Origin of the sequence: Alteromonas gracilis, from assembly GCF_043642145.1 — a bacterium.
In the GTDB taxonomy this organism is placed as follows: Bacteria; Pseudomonadota; Gammaproteobacteria; order Enterobacterales; family Alteromonadaceae; genus Alteromonas; species Alteromonas gracilis_B.
Genome location: NZ_JBHZRZ010000003.1, coordinates 1 through 18,234, shown reverse-complemented (window position 1 = coordinate 18,234; position 18,234 = coordinate 1). Strand labels below are relative to the sequence as shown.

Below are 18,234 nucleotides of genomic sequence, written 5' to 3'. Positions count from 1 at the left end.
TACACAAGAGCACGTACAACGCTGCAATGTTAATTTAGGTCTACACGCATCAGTTTACGGTGTTTGGTTTGCGCAACTTGCTAATGATGCTAATTAGATTGCTTACATTGAAGACAGTGCCAAAAATGCTTCCTACTGAGATGGCGTAAAAAAGTCCCAACGTTTCAGCAACAAGAAATACTTTTCGAATAGTATGAGTGTCGCGTATAACCAGTGAACCTACTGTGAAAATAAGAGACGACGCGTAAGCAATAAATATTATCCAGCTGTGTTCTAGCACAAACCATTCATACGCTAGAAAACCAAGGTTTACTGCCACAAAAAAGAACAAAATAGTATTGCTTCTATGCTTAATCGCAATGAAATTGCGTACACTGGCAAGCAATGTTCCAATTCCCGCTGCCATCGCATCTAACATAAAAAAATGTGCGCTTAGTGCCGCTAACGCAAACGCAGATATAAGTAGATACTTGTCTACATGAGTTTGTCGATAACCAATAAAGTTTAATACTACGGCGATAGCACCAAAGGCTTCTGCAACTATGTTCATTTACTGTAGCTCGTTAAAATTTTAGATAAAAAGGCTGGCACAGGGCTTTGTATTCACACGTATATTCGCCCTGTGCATTCCTAATGGTGAGCGTTTTTTTGCTAGCCGCCATCGAAGATAAAGCGTTAGAGTCTTGGGTTACCGTTTTTATGTCTGAGGTAACCTTTCTAAAATGAAATGCACAAAGATAAGGCTGTTTATCTGGCGTATGTCTTACATATAGAAGCTTTTCTAGTGCAAAACCTTCAGACGCTGCTGTCTGACATACCGTTGACTCCATCGAAAAAGGGTATACGCAATACAAATCTCCTTGGGATTCAAGCAGCGTATAGCTTGCTTTCAGCAGTCCAGCTGGGTCGAGTGTAGAAGTTTGCCTAGCCACATTTCTAGCATGGGTTTGCGCGTTGTAAGCATTCGATTTTTTAGTCGGTGAATCGAAATACGGTGGATTTGAGATAATCAGTTTGTATTGGTGTGGCGGCATAAAGGCACAAACGTCACAATGATAAATAAAAAGCTGATTCGCCCATTTGGCGTTTTTAAAATTCGATGCAGCCTGCTTGGCAGCGCTTTCATCAATTTCTATAGCGTCGATTATTATCGACGTTTGATATTCAGTTTTTTGATTTTCAGAGCTTTGGGGTTCATCGCCGCTATTTTCAGTGCGCTTTGGCGACAGAAGCTGTGCCTTTTGTGCCATCATAAGCGCTAATATGCCACTTCCTGTACCAATGTCTAAAATACGCTGCATACCACCACTTGTGGGGCGAGGCTCAGCCCAACTCCCTAACACTAGGCTGTCAGTGTTCACTTTCATTGCACATTGGTCTTGAGCAACAGTAAATTGTTTGCAGCGAAACATGATGTGGTTGAATTATCTTATTTTGAGAAAGCCGCGCATTCTATACCATGTTTATCGACGCTTCACGTTAAGGTTATGACATTCACCTCCAATGCTGAAGCGACATCATGTTTCTGGCTACGTCTACAGCATGCACAGGTCGATACTTCTTCAGCGGCCCTTTCATTATGCTTTGCCAAATAGGGGCGGTTTTTTGCGCGATGTCTTCTAGCGTGCGTGATTCGTCGCGGTTACCAAGCAATAGCGAAGGCCTGACCGCCGACGCATTAGGTAACTGAGGCATGCGCATAATTGCGTTTTCTAACTCGCCCTTTACTCTCAAATAAAAGTTGCTGCTTTTGGCATCGGCGCCCACTGAAGATATCCATACAAAACTGTCTGCGCGCTGAGCGCGAGTAAGCTGGGCTGCCACGTGTACATATTCGAAATCGACGCGACGAAACGCTTGCTTAGAGCCTGCCTTTTTAAGCGTGGTTCCCAAACAGCAGTACACGTGGTTAACGCTAAAGTAGCCCTGATAGTCTTGAAAGTGCTCAAAGTCGATAACCACGGGCTTTAGTTTTTTGTGAGTGTCGGTAAACATGTTGGAAGGAAGCGGTTTTCGGACCAAGCACGTTACTTCATTGTACCGTCTGTCTTGTAACAGCATGTTTACGAGCGTTCGTCCCACTAAACCTGTCGCTCCTAGCACCATTGCGGATTTCATACGTCGCACCTTGTATCTTAAATTGATATAACTACAATCAAACCTTCGACAGTCAAATATGCAGATAAAAATGAAAAAAGCCCTTTTAATTGGAGCCGCTATGCTCTCTACTGCTTTAAACGCTGAAACGCTCACAATAGAGCGTATTTTCGCTTCACCTTCTCTTGATGGTAACGCACCCCGCTCGCTAAAAGTATCACCAGACGGCCAACGCGTAACGTTTCTTAAGGGCAAGCAAACCGATTACGAACGCCTTGATTTATGGGAATACCATATTGAAAGCGGTCAAACTCGCATGCTTTTCGATTCAAACGACCTTCAAAGCGGCGAAGAAGTACTTTCTGACGAAGAAAAAGCGCGCCGCGAGCGCATGCGCCTGTCTGGCAGCGGTATTGTTAGTTACCAATGGTCTGACGATGGTAAAGCGTTACTGTTCCCTCTAGGCGGCGATGTGTTTTATCACAAGCTTGGCGAAAAAGGCGCAAAGCAATTATTAGATACCGACGCATTTGAAACCGACATTAAGTTGTCACCAAAAGGCAATTATATTTCTTTTATTCGCGATCAAAACCTTTATGTAAAACACATTGAGTCGGGTAAAGAAACCGCTATTACCAAAAAAGGTGGTGGCAACATTAAATTTGGTATGGCCGAATTTGTAGCGCAAGAAGAAATGGGCCGCATGACCGGATACTGGTGGTCACCTGATGAAAGTAAAATTGCCTTTACCAAGGTAGATGAAAGCCCGGTAGACGTAATCACTCGCTCTGAAATTTATGCCGACGATATCAAGCTAATTGAACAAAAATACCCTAAAGCAGGTACGCCAAACGTATTGGTTGAGCTGGCTATCCAAGACATTAACTCTGGCGATCGCACCTGGGTAGATTTAGGCAAAGACAAAGATATTTATTTTGCCCGCGGTAAATGGATGCCGAACAGCACCACCTTTACCTACCAGTGGCAAACACGCGACCAGCAAAAACTAGCGCTTCGCGCGTTCGACCTTAATAACAAAAAAGAGAACGTACTGCTTACAGAATCAAGCAATACGTGGGTAAACCTGCATGACGACCTGTATTTCCTAAAAGATAAAGGTCAGTTCATTTGGGCCTCTGAGCGTGACGGGTTCAAGCACCTTTACCTTTTCGACAACAGCGGCAAAATGGTCAAACAGTTAACCCAAGGTAACTGGGTAGTCGACAGTGTTGAAGCCATCGATACTGCAAACAACCGCTTGTACTTCTCTGGTCGTAAAGACACGCCATTAGAAAGTCATGTTTACAGCGTGCCGCTAGATGGCGGTGAGATTTCCCGCGTAACGGAACTTGGCGCATACCACAGTGCTGCGTTTAGCAAAGATGCTTCTATCTTTATTGATCGTTTCTCTACCATTAATTCGCCTGCGCAAGTTAGCTTAAATAGTGCGACCGGCGAGCGAATTACTTGGCTTGAAGAGAACAAGGTTGAAGAAGGCCACCCGCTTCACCCTTACATGGATAGCTGGACAGCACCAGAATTTGGTGACATCACCACAAAAGATGGCGCAACCCTTAAGTATCGTATCTACACACCTGACAGTGCGAAGCAAAATCCTAAGCAGAAGCACCCTGTTATTGTTTACCTTTACGGAGGCCCTCACGCACAAGTGGTAACGAATAGCTGGGCGGGCAACCGAGGTTTGCTGTTCCAACATTGGGTTGACCAAGGTTACGTGGTATTCACACTAGATAACCGTGGCTCTAACTATCGCGGTAAAGGCTTTGAAGATCCTATTTACAAGAAAATGGGCTTTATCGAAGTTGATGATCAAGTGGCGGGCGTAGAGTTCTTGCGCACCCTTCCCTTTGTTGATGCGGATCGCATTGGTGTGCACGGCCACAGCTACGGCGGCTACATGACACTGATGAGCATGTTCAAGGCGGGCGATTATTTTGCAGCAGGTGTATCGGGTGCACCAGTAACCGACTGGCGCTTATACGATACCCACTATACCGAGCGCTATATGGGTAACCCAAATACTGATGACGATGCCTACACCGCGTCTTCAGTATTCCCGTATGCAAAAGACTTGAAAGGCGACCTTTTGATATATCATGGTATGGCTGACGACAATGTGTTGTTTACTCACTCAACCATGCTATATAAGCACCTTCAAGATTTGGCAATTCCGTTTGAGACCATGGATTACCCGGGTAAAAAACACAGTATTCGTGGAAAGCAAACAGGCATTCACTTATATAAAACCATAACCAATTTCTTTAATCGAACGATTAAGTAATCATAAGCAAGTAAAATATAAGGGCATAAGGTTAATTTATCCTTATGCCCTTTTTTATGGGTATTCAACTTTATAATAATTTTTAGCGACTAGGTTTGTTTAATTTTTTTTCTTAGTGTAGTTTCGATTTTGAGCATTTTGCTCACCCACCATAAAATCAAATAAAAAGGTGGGTTTAAACAACAAGTGAAATAGAGTGGTACTATGAAAAATAATAAATTTACCCCTTCATTAATTGCGGCAGGCTTAGCACTTTCGAGTTTTGGTGCACTAGCAGACAGCGATCGTTACATCATCCAGGTAGACAACAACGCTAAAGGTATTGTTAAGGCAATTGCTAAACAATCGGGTGCAGAAATTCATGTTGATGCCGATGGGTTTATCGCTGCAACGTTTAGTGGCAAGTCTTTAAGCGATGTTAAGGGCTTATTAAACAACCCTCATGTAAAGCTAGTTGAAGCTGATGAAAAGCGCGTGCCAATGGCGCTGTTTAATGATGACGCTGGCGACCCTGCACAAACACAATTAACTCCCTATGCGGTTTATCAATCTCAAGCTGACCAAGTTGTATTTGATAGCAACGCGGGCATGAAAGTGTGTGTCATCGATTCGGGACTAGATTCATCGAATGCCGATTTCAACTGGTCTGCAATTACCGGTGACAACGACGCTGGCACAGGTAACTGGTTTGAAAATGGCGGCCCACACGGCACGCACGTAGCGGGCACTATCGGCGCAGCAGACAACGGCTTTGGCGTCGTGGGTATGGCACCTGGTGTTGATATGCATATCATCAAAGTATTCAACGCATCTGGCTGGGGCTACTCATCAGATTTGGCCCAGGCAGCACAACTTTGTTCTCAGGCTGGTGCAAACATCATTAATATGAGCCTTGGTGGCGGTGGCGCGAACTCTACAGAAGAAAACGCGTTTAAAGACTTCGTAGCGGCGGGCGGTCTAGTGGTAGCAGCAGCGGGTAACGACGGCAACAACGTTCGTTCATATCCAGCGGGTTACTCATCAGTAATGATGATTGGCGCTAACGATGCTGACAACAACATTGCTGATTTCTCACAATATCCTTCGTGTACATCGGGTCGCGGCAAGCGCGTTACTACCGACGAAACCATTTGTGTTGAAGTAACTGCCGGCGGTGTTGACACGCTTTCTACTTACCCAGCGGGCGGTGCATCAATGTCTACTATGAGTGCTGACGGCGTTGGTTTTGCTTCATCTGCAATGGAAAATACAGGTTCTGTTACAGCTACAACCTATTTCCTAGGTCTGGGCGACTCAGTAGATAACGGTGCTGCTGGTAAAGTATGTGTTATAGATCGCGGCAGCGTGTCTTTCTACGACAAGGTTAACAATTGTGAACTATCTGGCGGTGTAGGCGCTGTAATCATCAATAACGAACCAGGAATGCTTTACGGCACGCTCGGGGATACTAACAATACGTCTATCCCTGCTGTAGGTGCAGCATTCGAAGATAGAAGCGCATTAGTTGCAGCATCTACCATTGATATTTCAATTGGCGCAAGCGACTACGGCTACATGAGTGGTACTTCAATGGCAACGCCAGCTGTTGCTGGTATTACGGCGCTAGTATGGTCAAATCACCCGACTTGTACTGGTGAAGAGATACGTAACGCACTTAAAGCAACCGCGATGGATGCGGGAGCAGCAGGTAAAGACGACTTCTTTGGTTACGGTATCGCTCAAGCCGCTGATATGAATAATTACCTAACACAAAACGGTTGTGCTGGCGGCAATGGCGGTGGTGACACTGGCGGTGGCGATACAGGCGGCACTGGTGAACTAACGCTTACAGCTACAGGCTACAAAGTGAAAGGTACACAACGAGTTGACCTAACGTGGACAGACGCAACATCATCAAACGTTGATGTATATCGTAATGGTAACGTGATTTCTACCACAGCAAACGATGGTACTTATACTGATGTGCTTAATGTTAAAGGCGGCGGTAATTACAGTTACCAAGTGTGTGAAGCAGGAACCACAACGTGTTCAGCTAGCGTAAGCGTAGTTTTCTAAACTTGTTACGACCAATGTTTCTAGCGATAACCAGCAGAAACTAACCTGAACAAAATGTTTACAAAAAAAGCGGGCGTGTGAAGTGGCCCGCTTTCTTTTTAAAATAATTAAGCGTTATTAACTAAACATCTGTGTAGCTAAGTTTTGCTGTACCGCCTGGGCAGACGATGCACTCAATTCTATTTCGATTGGGTCGGCTTTGCCGGACAACCAAACTTTAAGCTCGGCATCGGTATCAAAATGCCCTGCCGTTTCAACAATGAACTGAGTAATCGACTTATAAGGAATGGAGTGATAGTTGACTTTGCGCCCAGTAAGGCCTTGCTTGTCTATCAAAATTAAGCGCTTATTGGTAAATACGCTTAAATCGCGCACTAGCTTAAACGCAGAGGTAACGGTTTCATTGGCGGCAAGAATAGGCGTAAGCTCCTCTTGTACGTCTGAAGCACTGGTCTCACTTGCATTACCCATAATGGTATCGAATAAACCCATAATCATTTCCTTTTAGGCAGAGGCAAGTTTTACTCGCCATTGAACTCTGTGCGCCAGCGGTTTGGGTTTATCCAAAGCAAAGCCTTGGCCGTAGTCTACTTTAAGTTCTTGAAGCACGTCTGCGGTAGCGCTATCTACGACAAACTCGGCAACCGTTTGTTTACCCATACTGTGCGCGATGCTGTTTATCGCTTTCACTGTAGCATGATCGATGGGATCGTGAGCAATATTTCGCACAAATGAACCGTCAATTTTGACGTAATCTACATCTAGGTTCTTCAGGTATGTAAACGACGACATCCCAGCGCCAAAATCATCCAACGCAAAGCTACAACCAAGATCCCTTAAGGTTGAGATAAAATGCTTGGCGGCAGCCAAGTTAGTCACAGCGGTAGTTTCCGTTATCTCAAAACAAATCTTCTCAGCGGGCACCGACGTGCTTTGCACACGTTTTGCGATTTTGTGTAGGGCCATTTCATCGCCTAGCGTAATACCCGATAAATTTATGGCAACCTTACCAACTTTGTCGATATGGGCAGGGTTGCTTTCGAGGGTCTTAAGCGTGTTGTCTATTACCCACAGATCCACTTTGTTCATCAAACCATGACGCTCTGCAAGGGGAATAAATAGCCCAGGGCTTATGAGGCCGCCATCCCTTGCATTAAGTCGAAGCAAAATTTCATAGTGCTGTAGCTGGGATGCCCACTCTTGACTCGGCACTTTTAATGGCATAATAGCTTGGCTGTACAATTCGAAACCATCGTATTGCAGAGCGTGATGTAATGCATGAAGCACTTGGTTTTCACTATCATCAATTGCCATTTGTGAATCGTCGTCGTGAAAAACAAAGTATCGGTTACGTCCTAGATGCTTGGCTTTATAGCAGGCATTATCTGCCGCTTTTATTAGCGCTTCAGCACTCTGGGTACTTTCGTTAATTTCTATAACGCCAATGCTTGCACCAACAAAAAACAGTTTTTCGTCATAGACAAAGCGATAGTTTGAAATGGCTAAAAGTAGTTTATCTAAACGCTTAGTAACCTCATTCAAACTTTGGTTACGGAATATAATGCAAAACTCATCGCCGCCTATTCGCGCTAGAAGGTCTTGACCATTAACGTACTGTCTAAAGATGGTAGAAATTTCTTTTAACAGCTTATCGCCTGCAGGATGACCGCAACTGTCGTTAACTAGCTTGAAACGGTCCATGTCGATAAAGCACATAACGCTTTGCTTTTGATATGTTTTAGCGTTAATTGTGCTTTTAATACTATTCAATTCGCCTGTTGTAAACCTGCTCTCGATTTGGTGCGTATTATCTTCACCTTCATAGATAACATGAATTTGTTGCTGGCTTTCTTGATGCACGCTGTCTTTATGGGTTTCTTGAAGAATTTCCCTTAGCTTTTCATCAAATGCATACCGATTAAACAACCCCGTTAGCTGATCGTGATTTGCTTGAAAATATACTTCTTCTTGCAGTGCAAGCTCTTTCGTCACGTCTCGCGCTATGCCCTCAACCGCCACCAACATGCCTTCTTCGTTGAGAATAGGGGTGTCAGAAAACTCGATAGCCAATGACGTGCCCGCTTTTCCTTGATAATGCACAATATAGGCTTCTGGTTTCTCGCCTCGAGCAATCATTTGACGTATATCGAAGGTTTCGTCTGGTATTTGAAGTACGTAGCGCGACTCGTTTGCACAAAAGTTTTCGGCGCTAAACCCTAAAATTTCTTCAATGCCCGCACTTACATACACAAAATTGTGATCAACAGTTTTGGTGTAAACGAAGTGCTTGTGCATCCCATCCACTAACCGACGGTACTTTTCTTCGCTGCGCTTTAAATCATGCTCAGCTCGAAATCGCTCTGTAACATCCCTCACAGTAATTGCAATATTGTCGCCCGCCTTAACTACCTGAACTTTTATCCAGTCGGGAGTAATAGTATCGCTAGTGATGGATATATGAGCCTCGTAAGGGACGCCGTGTAACGCAACATTTTTTGCATTAACAAACTCACTGCTTAACCCTAAATAACGGGTTTGTTCGGCTAAGTTCATGGAGCGAAGTGCATCACACGCCCCACGAAATAAGTAACGACTGTAAGAGTTCGCCTCAACAAGAGAAAAGTCATTTTCGATGGGCTGATAAATAAGCAGTGCATCAAGCGATGCTTCGCTAGCTGTAAGATAGCGCTGCTGGCTAACGAACAAACTCACCGCTCCTTTTAGCTGCTTATGCAGTACATAGCTTACCAAGACCGACATTAGTAGCCCCGTCAAACTTATAAGCAGGCCAGTATTGTAGGGGCTTATCTGCGACTGCATTGAAAGAGAAAACTGGCGCTCAAGGAAAGTAAACGGCGGTAGTGACACTATAGTGCCATCATTCGCTAATTCACCGCTTTGAAACAGCGTGGCGTTATCTGAGGTAAGCTTAAAGTTAAACTGCGGGCCAACAAGTTCGCCCAGCATAACGCCTAGTATGGTATGAACGTCAAAACCCGCGACTAAATAGCCGTGCTCGGGCTCTTGTGGGCTAATCGCTCGACCTACAATAATAAAGTGATGTTTTGCCTGAGGGGAATAAAGCAAGGTACTGTCTAAATCTTCGGATAGCGTATGAATATTTAACCCTAAAGCGTCCATCGGTTTACCAATAAGACTGTTATTGATTCGCGTTTTAATGCCCGAAGACGGTGTAGTCACCCATTCAATCTCACCTTGTGCGTTTACGAAAACCAACGACGAAAAACCGCGTTGCATTCCCATTAAGGATAGCGATTGCGCATTAAACCAATCAACTTGGTTGGGACTGAATGTCGGCCAGTTTCGCATCAGGTTGTGAAGGGCTTGAATGCGTTCGTTGGAAAAAACTTCAAGGCCTATTTTGACCTGTTCAGCAACCGATTGCGCTTTAGATACTCGCGCAGCGCGCTCATCTTTTTGAATAAAGACGCCAGCAGAGATAAAAAATAAGGCAAGAAGTAGAAACAACACCGTTGGTAAGGCGTAAATCCGATGGTGAAGCTTGCTTAACATGTAACTATCTCCGAAAACTAGCGCGGTGAGGGTAGCGAAGAATTGTGAAACAAATATGAAAAGGCTTATTTATTAGCATGAAAGAGACTCTGGCGTATTTGAAGCGTATCTGGCAAGGTATGAAATCAGTTTTTCGTTTAATTTGTATTAAGCCCCTATAAGCAAGCCACTGCTTCACCCGCGCTTATAATTCTACGAATTAAAAACTTATAACCAAAAGAGCAATGATTAATGAGTACCTCCCCCAATTTTGACGACATAAAGCTAGCGCATGAGCGTATTAAAAACGACGTAAAGCATACTCCAATCATGGAATCGTCACTGCTCAATAAATGGATGGGTAACCGCATTCTTTTTAAAACGGAGTGCTTGCAAACTATAGGGGCATTTAAAATACGTGGGGCGATGAACTTTTTAGCGCGACTAAAAGAAGAGGGACGACTTCCCAATCACATTGTTGCCAACAGTTCAGGGAATCATGCACAAGCGGTAGCTCATGCAGCAGCGCATTTTGGTGTGAAAGCAACAATTTTCGCAAGTGAAGCCATATCGCCCATTAAAGCCGCCGCTACGCAAAGTTACGGCGCTGAACTTAAACTCTTTCCCACTCGTCCAGAAGCTGATGAAGCGGTTTTAAACGCTTCGAAAGCGCCAGGTACCGTGTGGATCCCGCCATTTAATCATCAAGATATTATTGCAGGGCAAGGTACGGCAGCATTAGAGGCACTTAACGACATTGGTCATGTTGATGCCGTATTTGCGCCATGCGGAGGTGGCGGCCTTTTGTCAGGCACACTATTAGCAACACGTGCCCTGCAACCCAATGCAATGGTGATTGGCGCTGAACCTGCCGAGGCAAACGACGCTTCAATGTCGCTGCAAGCGGGTGAGATTGTGGCGCTAGACCACATACCACAAACACTCGCAGATGGCGCTGCTACGCCGTCGGTAGGCGACATTACCTTCCCGATACTGCAAGAGCTTGATGACTTTTATGAAGTAGATGAACTGCAAATTGCTTACTGGACTCAGTGGCTACATCATTTGCTAAAGCTTCACATTGAGCCCACCTGCGCTATGACGATGGCAGCGGTGGCAGCTTGGGCCGCCAACTCACCACCGGGGCAAACTGCGCTTGTCATACTTAGCGGTGGTAACATTAGCCAAGCTACCATGGCCAACATTTGGGAACGAGATTTCTTGTTACAGCCGCCCATTCTCAATTTTACCGATGATGTCGAATTTAACGAAGACGAAAACGCTGAAGCGTAAATTCTACAAATCAAAAATAAGAAAATATTTTTAAGGCAGAAACTCAACATGAACTCTACATCAACCGAACGCTTCGCGAGTAAAAGCGAAGTACGCTTTGCTATTAAATCGTTATTTACTGCGGCTACTTGTGCAGCTGGTTTGGCAGTATCCACCGTCAATGCGGCAACGCTTATCGATAACGTGAAAGGCTACACGTTAAATGATTCAGGCAAGCTAATTACCTTTAAAAACCTTGTGATTGACGAGGGTAAAGTTACCGCGTTAGATGTCGACAAGAACGACGTGCGCATCGACGAAACCATTGATGGCAAAGGCAAAGTTATGCTGCCAGGGCTTATTGATGCCCACGGACATTTGTTGGGTTTAGGCGCCAACCTTCTTGAAGTCGACTTGCGTGAAAGTAAAAGTGCGCAAGAGGCGGCCAAAATGGTTGCCGATTATGCATTTGCAAACTCTCAGCAAGCTTGGATTACTGGGCGGGGCTGGAATCAGGAATTATGGTCAGATAGAGCCTTCCCTACCGCTGCCGACTTAGACAAAGTTATATCTCAGCGGCCTGTTGCGCTTACCAGAGTAGACGGCCATGCGACTTGGGTAAATACCAAAGCCATGGAGCTTGCAGGCATCACTAAAGACACCAAGTCACCTGCCGGTGGCGAAATTGTAAAAGACGCCAACGGTAATCCGACTGGTGTTTTCATTGATAATGCGTCGCTGTTAATTGAAGCGCACTTACCTAAAGCTAGCAACGCCGTTTACGAACAACAGCTGAATGCTGCGAGTGAGCACTTACTAGCAAACGGCATCACATCAATGCACGATGCGGGCGTTGGTAGAGATGTCTACGACTTTTATTTAAAAGAAGCCGTTGAGGGCGATTTACCTGTGCGCATTTACGCCATGGTAAGTGCGACAGACCCTGAATTAAGTACCATATTAGGCAACGGCACCATTCGTGATAAAGATGACTTTTTATACATTCGCTCGGTGAAGGCTTATGGCGATGGCGCACTAGGAAGTCGAGGCGCAGCACTCTTAGAGCCATACTCAGACGCACCACACCAGCACGGCTTGCTATTAACGCAACCCGAAGACATGACCCAGCTTTTCACCACGGTTATCGGCGCTGGATTTCAGCTTAATTATCATGCCATTGGCGATAAGGCGAACCATGTCGCTTTGAATGAGTTTGAAACGACCTTCGCCAATATCGGCGGCAGTGAACTGCGTAACCGCATAGAACATGCCCAAGTGATAGCGCCCGACGATTTGGCGCGTTTTGCCTCTTTAAAGGTGTTACCTTCTATGCAGCCAACCCACGCCACCAGCGATAAAAATATGGCTGAAGATCGCATTGGTAAAGATCGTATGAAAGGTGCCTACGCGTGGAAGACGCTACTAGAGTCGGGCATAGCCCTGCCCTTAGGCTCTGATTTCCCCGTAGAGCTAGCGAACCCCTTTTACGGGCTTCACGCTGCGGTTACTCGCCAAGACAGAAACAACCAGCCTGTGAAAGGTTGGTATGCTCACGAAGCGTTAACTATAGAGCAAGCGTTTAAAGGGTTTACCTTAGACGCTGCTTACGCTGGTCACATGGAGGACACACTAGGTTCGTTAACGCCGGGGAAATGGGCTGACTTTATTTTGGTGGACCAGGATATTTTCTTAATAGACGCCAAAGACATTTGGAAAACACAAGTACACGCTACTTATGTGGCAGGCGAGAAAGTTTTCTCTATTGATGCAGCGTCGAATTAAATCGCCTGTAACTAATTTTTCACTCACAATAAGCAGGCGCAAAAATTAAGCATTGATAATGAGTAGTTCAAGTAACAATATTCTGGCTAAAGGTATAGGCGGCATAGGTGCCGCCTTGTTAGTACTAAACGGGCTAATAGGAGCGGGAATCTTCGCCCTGCCTGCGAAAATGGCCGCAGAATTAGGTGCATTTAGCCCCTATATCTTTTTGATTTTTGGTGCACTAATGCTCACCATCGTATGGTGTTTTGGGCAGTTAGCTGTGCAATATCAAGAAACGGGCGGGCCCGTGGTATACGCCCGTAAAGGGTTTGGAGATGCTGCGGCCTTTCAAACCGGTTTTATATATTATTTAGCTCGCGCAACAGCAATTGCTGCCAATATGCACGTGCTTTTACTGTATGCAGGTTATGTGTGGCCTGAGCTAAATACAGGCACAGGTAAATCTATAGCCATTATTGTACTTACCACCATATTAATTTACGTAAATATTGTTGGTTTAAGGGCTGCCATGCGCTCTCTTGATACTATTTCAATACTAAAACTAATTCCTTTTGTGGCCCTTATTGGTGTTGGTTACTGGCAGCTAGACTTCTCGGCAACATTATCAAATGACATGGCATCTGTTACACCGTCGTTAGATACGATATCAGCGGGAGCCTTACTAACACTCTATGCATTTATTGGTTTTGAAACAGTGGTAGTGACAAGCGGCGAAACCCAATCGCCGAAGAAGACCATACCGCGGGCATTAATGCTTACGGTTTCTGGCATTGCCTTGTTTTACTTCTGTGTTCAATGGCTATATTGGCATACCGTTGGACCTGCAAAACCAGACAGCGCACCACTTATTGCGCTGGCCAACACTATCTTTGGTGAAACTGGCGCACTGATTATGACACTTACGGCAGTGGTTTCTGTAGCAGGAAATTTGCTTGCCAATATGATTTCAACCTCACGCCTAACTTATTCAATGGCCGAGCAGTCGCTTATTCCCGGCAAATTAGGCGATGTGTTAGGTAAAGTACATCCGTCTTTCGCAACCCCTTACCTTTCAATTTTAGTATTGGGTGTATTTGCCGGTATCATGGCACTAAGCGGCAGTTTTGTATGGCTTGCCATTTCAAGTGTACTCGCGCGACTGGTGGTTTATGCTATTTGTATTGTTGTCCTGATAAAAGCACAACGTAAGTTAAGTCACAAAGCCCAGCAGCCGCTTTTTCAAACTCTTAATTCACTGAAGCGTTTGGTACCCTTTGTAGCGCTATTTGTTTGTGCGTGGTCTGTTACGCAGTCGTCGACGAACGCTTGGTTATTTTTATTAGGTGAATTAGTAGTTGGCGCGTTACTTTATATTGCGCTTGTTTATTTGCCGTTAAAAAACAAAGCATAGAAAAGGTTACATAGTGGAAATTCAAGTAATACCTGTTACGCCCTTCGCCCAAAACTGCTCGTTAATTTGGGACCCAGCCACCAACAAAGGCGCATTTGTTGACCCAGGTGGTGACATTGAAAAGCTGATTGAAGCTGCCTCAAGCAAAGGCGTGAGTGTAGAAAAAATTATACTAACTCACGGGCACTTAGATCACGTTGGCGGTACCGTTGCTATTGCCGAGCATTACTCGGTGCCTATTGTGGGCCCACACCTTGGAGATAAATTTTGGTTAGATGCATTAATGCAGCAAAGCCAAATGTTTGGTTTTCCTCCGGCAAAGCCATTCTCTCCTGACACTTGGCTTTGTGATAACGATACGATTTCGGTCGGTGGGTTAACCTTAGAAGTGTTGCACTGCCCGGGTCACACGCCTGGGCACGTGGTGCTGGTAGAGCGCACCAGCAATAGCGTAATTGTGGGCGACGTAATTTTCGCAGGCTCAATTGGCAGAACTGATTTTCCGCAAGGCAACCATCAGCAGCTTATCGACTCAATAAAGCAAAAAATTATGGTGTTGCCAGATGATATGACGATTTACCCAGGTCATGGGCCAACCACTACTGTTGCTACCGAGAAAGCAACTAACCCATACGTTTCAGGCAGGTTTGGTTAAGCTTGCAACAAACTGCGAGCCTATAAAAAAGGCGAAGAACGCTGTTTGTGCGCGCCTTCGCCTTTTTTGTTTTCAGTCAGCGTAGTGATTGTTTACAGACAAGATTTGCAAAAAACACTCAACAGACTTTATGCTAATCAGCTTATTCGTAAGCACCGCTAGCGTAGTGTAATTCATAGCTGTGGCTATAAATTTCTAAGATGTTTCCAAACGGGTCTTCCATGTAAATCATGCGATATGGCTTTTCGCCTGGATAGTAGTAACGCGGCGCTTTCATACGCTTCTTACCACCAGCGGCTACAATTTTCTCGGCCAAGCCTTCAACGTCTGGGTCTTGTACACAGAAGTGGAAGATGCCAGTTTTCCAATATTCGAAGTTGTTCTCAGGGTTTTCTTGATTGCTAAACTCAAAGATTTCTACGCCCACACGATCGCCGGTTGATAAATGAGCAATGCGGAACTTACCCCAACCTGGGCCGAAAACGTCAGTACACATCTCACCAATAGCTGAGTCGTCTTCTACGATTTCAGTGGGTTTCATAATTAGGTACCAGCCAAGCACTTCGGTATAAAACTTCACGGCCGCTTCTAAATCAGGAACTGAAATACCAATATGTGAAAACGTACGTGGATAAGGTGTTTTTACTGCTTCAGTCATCACTTACTCCTTTTGAGTGCAAGTATTTAAATGTACTAAACGCGTCTTTCGATTTTGGTAGAAGCTTCACATCGAAATAGCGCTTAAGTGAACGTGGTTAAATAATAGCTAGACAACCAAAAAACCTGAAATTATCATTATTTCTAAATTTGATAATTTCAGATTATACAAAATGATAAATCCGATCTGGCTAGACACATTTATTACTTTAGTAGAAACAGGCAACTTTACCCGTACCGCAGAACAGCGCTTTATGACCCAACCAGGAGTAAGTCAGCATCTTAAGAAGCTAGAAGAGGCTTGCCAGTGCGAGTTAGTTGTTCGATTAGGCAAGGGTATACAGCTTACTGAGCAAGGCCAACGGGTTTATCATTATGCAAAAGAGCAGCAGGCAAGCGAACAACGGTTTATTGCCAGTTTAAAATTTGATGCTGCTTATGAAGGAAAGTGCGTGGTGGCCTGCTCTGGGGCTATTGCCCAGCGTATCTACCCTGCTTTGTTAACGCTTCAAAAGCAACACCGCGCGCTTCATATTCATGTAGAGGTGGCACCGCGTAGAACTATACTTACAGGCATTGCAAACAACACGCTAGAGCTTGGCATTGTGACGAACATGCCCAACAATGAAGACGTGCAAAGTGAGTATTTAGGAGAAGAGTCGCTAGGGTTAATACTTCCGCGCGATTTAGCTGACAAAGCAGCTGCGCTGGAGAGTTCCTCTAAAGAAAGCACTGAAAAAGTAGAAAGAGAGCGTGAATTACGTGCGTTAAAACCGCAAGAATCAATTAAAGAGGTTGTCTCTACCTTAGGACTTATAAATCATCCAGATGCAATGCACTACCTACAGCGTTACTTTAACGATTGCGGTGAAGCGGAGCTAGCAACGCTAAATCCTGCCAAATTAAAACACGTGGGATACATAAATCAGTTATCCCAAATACTGCTGCCAGTAAGCGAAGGCTTGGGTTATACCGTACTGCCAACCAGCACGTTAGACTTTGTTTCGTTTGCCGACAAGCTCACAGTTTACAAAGCCAAAAACGAAGTGACCGAGCCGCTGTATAGCGTACAAACTCCACACAGCGCCCTACCCGCTCGCTACGAAGTCGTAAAATCCGCCATCTCAAAAATATTGGGGTCAGAGTACATTTAACTGAATATTGGGGTCAGAGTACATTATTGGGCCAGCTTAACGGCTATGCATCGAGCATTTTGAAGGTGGGGCCGTGAAAGTTACTCTGACCCCGTAATTCGTTCTTCCAGTAAAGGCTAGTCATGAAGCGACGGGGCGGGCGCTACCATTTCGACCTCTTTATTGTTTTCAGGTAAATCCACCTTGCCCGAGGCAATAACTTCGCCTTCTTGCCACAACTTCCACTCGCCCCGTTCGTAGATATCCCACTGTTCGTCGTTGGTTAGCGGTTCGGTAGCAATAATACTCACTACATCCTTAAGCGTGGTTTCAGCTGCAAAATCAATTTCCACTTCCACATCGCTAAGACATGCAGGCCCAAATGGTGCTCGCCGGGTAATGCTGGCTAGCTTTGTGCTGCAAAACGTAAACAGCCAGTCACCATTACTTAGTAAACAATTAAAGACTCCCTGTTGAGCATACCCTTTTGCTAATAACACCAGCAATTCAGAAAGCTTCTTAGGGGAAGCCTCTTGCGATAAAGTTTGTCTAACACTATTCATAATGTCGCAAAATAGCGCTTCGCTGTCGGTGTCTCCTATCGGTTGGTAGATACCTTCTTGAAAAGAAAAGTTGGGCAGTTGTCCATTGTGAGCAAATACCCAGTACTGCCCCCACAATTCGCGAGTGAAAGGGTGCGTGTTAGCCAAGTTAATATTGCCTACATTCGCTTGGCGAATATGGCAAATGGCATTTTTGCTTTTAATGGGTAGCTTCGAAACAAAGTCAGCAATGGGGGATGTAGCGCAAGGCTCTGGGTCGTGAAACATGCGTAAGCCCTTGCCTTCGTAAAAGGCAACGCCCCAACCGTCTTTGTGAGGCCCAGTTTCACCTCCGCGACGAGTCAGCCCGGTAAAACTAAAGCATAGGTCAGTAGGAGTATTCGCACTCATGCCTAGAAGTTCACACACAGCGTTTATTACCTATTGCAATTAATGAAGCCTTGATTCGTTGAGAATACGCAAGGTGTAACCCGGGATCAATTCAAGATTAATCAGTAAAGTACTTTTGAACCGCGCTGCAGACGAGAAATTGGGGTCAGAGTCTGAGGTATCCCCACAAATAATATAGTGATATTAGGCAGATAAAAAAAGATGGAACATTCATGACGTTTGGTGATCAGATCAATCGCCAAACATCACCGAGACCAAACTGCCATGAATGCCCTATCTATTGTGAACAAAGTCGTTTCGCTTGTCAGCTTCAATATGCATAAAACTCGACTAAGTGCGGTAACGGCGTGCGTGAAAAGCTTGCTGAGCGGGCGCGCTGCAACTGTAACAAGCATAGGTCGAGGGATTAGTACTAATGCCTT

At 45.0% G+C, this 18,234-nt stretch carries 14 protein-coding genes; 7 read left to right on the top strand and 7 right to left on the bottom strand.

Features of this window, described 5'->3' with window-relative positions; all coding sequences use genetic code 11:
* Positions 1 to 49: 49 nt before the first annotated feature.
* From ACHUFN_RS07045 to ACHUFN_RS07035, 3 genes are all read right to left on the bottom strand, one after another.
* A complete protein-coding gene (locus ACHUFN_RS07045) occupies positions 50 to 550 on the bottom strand; it encodes a YgjV family protein (RefSeq protein WP_394221617.1) in 501 nt (166 codons plus the stop codon).
* Positions 551 to 563: 13 nt separating this feature from the next.
* Positions 564 to 1,367, bottom strand: a complete 804-nt coding sequence (locus tag ACHUFN_RS07040) for a tRNA1(Val) (adenine(37)-N6)-methyltransferase (protein ID WP_394221616.1) — start codon at positions 1,365 to 1,367, stop codon at positions 564 to 566.
* Positions 1,368 to 1,494: 127 nt separating this feature from the next.
* Positions 1,495 to 2,118, bottom strand: coding sequence for an NAD(P)H-binding protein (locus ACHUFN_RS07035; RefSeq protein ID WP_394221615.1), 624 nt, complete (start codon positions 2,116 to 2,118; stop codon positions 1,495 to 1,497).
* A 70-nt stretch (positions 2,119 to 2,188) separates the two neighbouring features.
* Between ACHUFN_RS07035 and ACHUFN_RS07030 the strand changes: the two genes are divergently transcribed.
* Both ACHUFN_RS07030 and ACHUFN_RS07025 read left to right on the top strand, forming a co-directional pair.
* Positions 2,189 to 4,399: a S9 family peptidase gene (locus ACHUFN_RS07030; RefSeq protein ID WP_394221614.1), complete on the top strand. Its 2,211-nt coding sequence runs from the start codon at positions 2,189 to 2,191 to the stop codon at positions 4,397 to 4,399.
* 204 nt (positions 4,400 to 4,603) lie between these two features.
* Entirely contained in the window at positions 4,604 to 6,454 is a 1,851-nt protein-coding gene (locus ACHUFN_RS07025) for a S8 family serine peptidase (RefSeq protein ID WP_394221613.1), read from the top strand.
* 117 nt (positions 6,455 to 6,571) lie between these two features.
* Here the strand turns inward: ACHUFN_RS07025 and ACHUFN_RS07020 are convergent, their stop codons facing one another.
* Together ACHUFN_RS07020 and ACHUFN_RS07015 are read right to left on the bottom strand one after the other, a co-directional pair.
* A complete protein-coding gene (locus ACHUFN_RS07020; protein ID WP_394221612.1) occupies positions 6,572 to 6,946 on the bottom strand; it encodes a PH domain-containing protein in 375 nt (124 codons plus the stop codon).
* A gap of 12 nt (positions 6,947 to 6,958) precedes the next feature.
* Positions 6,959 to 9,988, bottom strand: a complete 3,030-nt coding sequence (locus tag ACHUFN_RS07015) for a putative bifunctional diguanylate cyclase/phosphodiesterase (RefSeq protein ID WP_394221611.1) — start codon at positions 9,986 to 9,988, stop codon at positions 6,959 to 6,961.
* A 231-nt stretch (positions 9,989 to 10,219) separates the two neighbouring features.
* Between ACHUFN_RS07015 and ACHUFN_RS07010 the strand changes: the two genes are divergently transcribed.
* From ACHUFN_RS07010 to ACHUFN_RS06995, 4 genes are read left to right on the top strand one after another with little or no spacing between them, the layout of a single operon-like run.
* Positions 10,220 to 11,260 carry a serine/threonine dehydratase gene (locus tag ACHUFN_RS07010; protein ID WP_394221610.1) on the top strand — a complete coding sequence of 347 codons (1,041 nt, stop codon included), beginning with the start codon at positions 10,220 to 10,222 and terminating at the stop codon, positions 11,258 to 11,260.
* A gap of 48 nt (positions 11,261 to 11,308) precedes the next feature.
* A complete protein-coding gene (locus tag ACHUFN_RS07005) occupies positions 11,309 to 13,021 on the top strand; it encodes an amidohydrolase (protein WP_394221609.1) in 1,713 nt (570 codons plus the stop codon).
* 58 nt (positions 13,022 to 13,079) lie between these two features.
* Complete coding sequence (locus ACHUFN_RS07000; protein WP_394221608.1) at positions 13,080 to 14,414, top strand: APC family permease; 1,335 nt, start codon at positions 13,080 to 13,082, stop codon at positions 14,412 to 14,414.
* A 13-nt stretch (positions 14,415 to 14,427) separates the two neighbouring features.
* The gene (locus ACHUFN_RS06995) at positions 14,428 to 15,069 is read left to right on the top strand and encodes an MBL fold metallo-hydrolase (protein ID WP_394221607.1); all 642 of its coding nucleotides are present in this window, start codon (positions 14,428 to 14,430) and stop codon (positions 15,067 to 15,069) included.
* Between the two features lie 142 nt (positions 15,070 to 15,211).
* On the opposite strand, the gene ACHUFN_RS06990 is transcribed toward ACHUFN_RS06995, so the two are convergent.
* On the bottom strand, positions 15,212 to 15,727 hold the full coding sequence (locus ACHUFN_RS06990; RefSeq protein WP_014950763.1) for a lactoylglutathione lyase family protein: 516 nt from the start codon (positions 15,725 to 15,727) through the stop codon (positions 15,212 to 15,214).
* A 172-nt stretch (positions 15,728 to 15,899) separates the two neighbouring features.
* On the opposite strand from ACHUFN_RS06990, the gene ACHUFN_RS06985 reads away from it, so the two are divergent.
* On the top strand, positions 15,900 to 16,880 hold the full coding sequence (locus ACHUFN_RS06985) for a LysR family transcriptional regulator (RefSeq protein ID WP_394221606.1): 981 nt from the start codon (positions 15,900 to 15,902) through the stop codon (positions 16,878 to 16,880).
* 116 nt (positions 16,881 to 16,996) lie between these two features.
* Here ACHUFN_RS06985 and ACHUFN_RS06980 read toward each other — a convergent pair whose 3' ends face one another.
* Positions 16,997 to 17,830 carry a class II glutamine amidotransferase gene (locus tag ACHUFN_RS06980; RefSeq protein WP_394221605.1) on the bottom strand — a complete coding sequence of 278 codons (834 nt, stop codon included), beginning with the start codon at positions 17,828 to 17,830 and terminating at the stop codon, positions 16,997 to 16,999.
* Positions 17,831 to 18,234 lie beyond the last annotated feature (404 nt).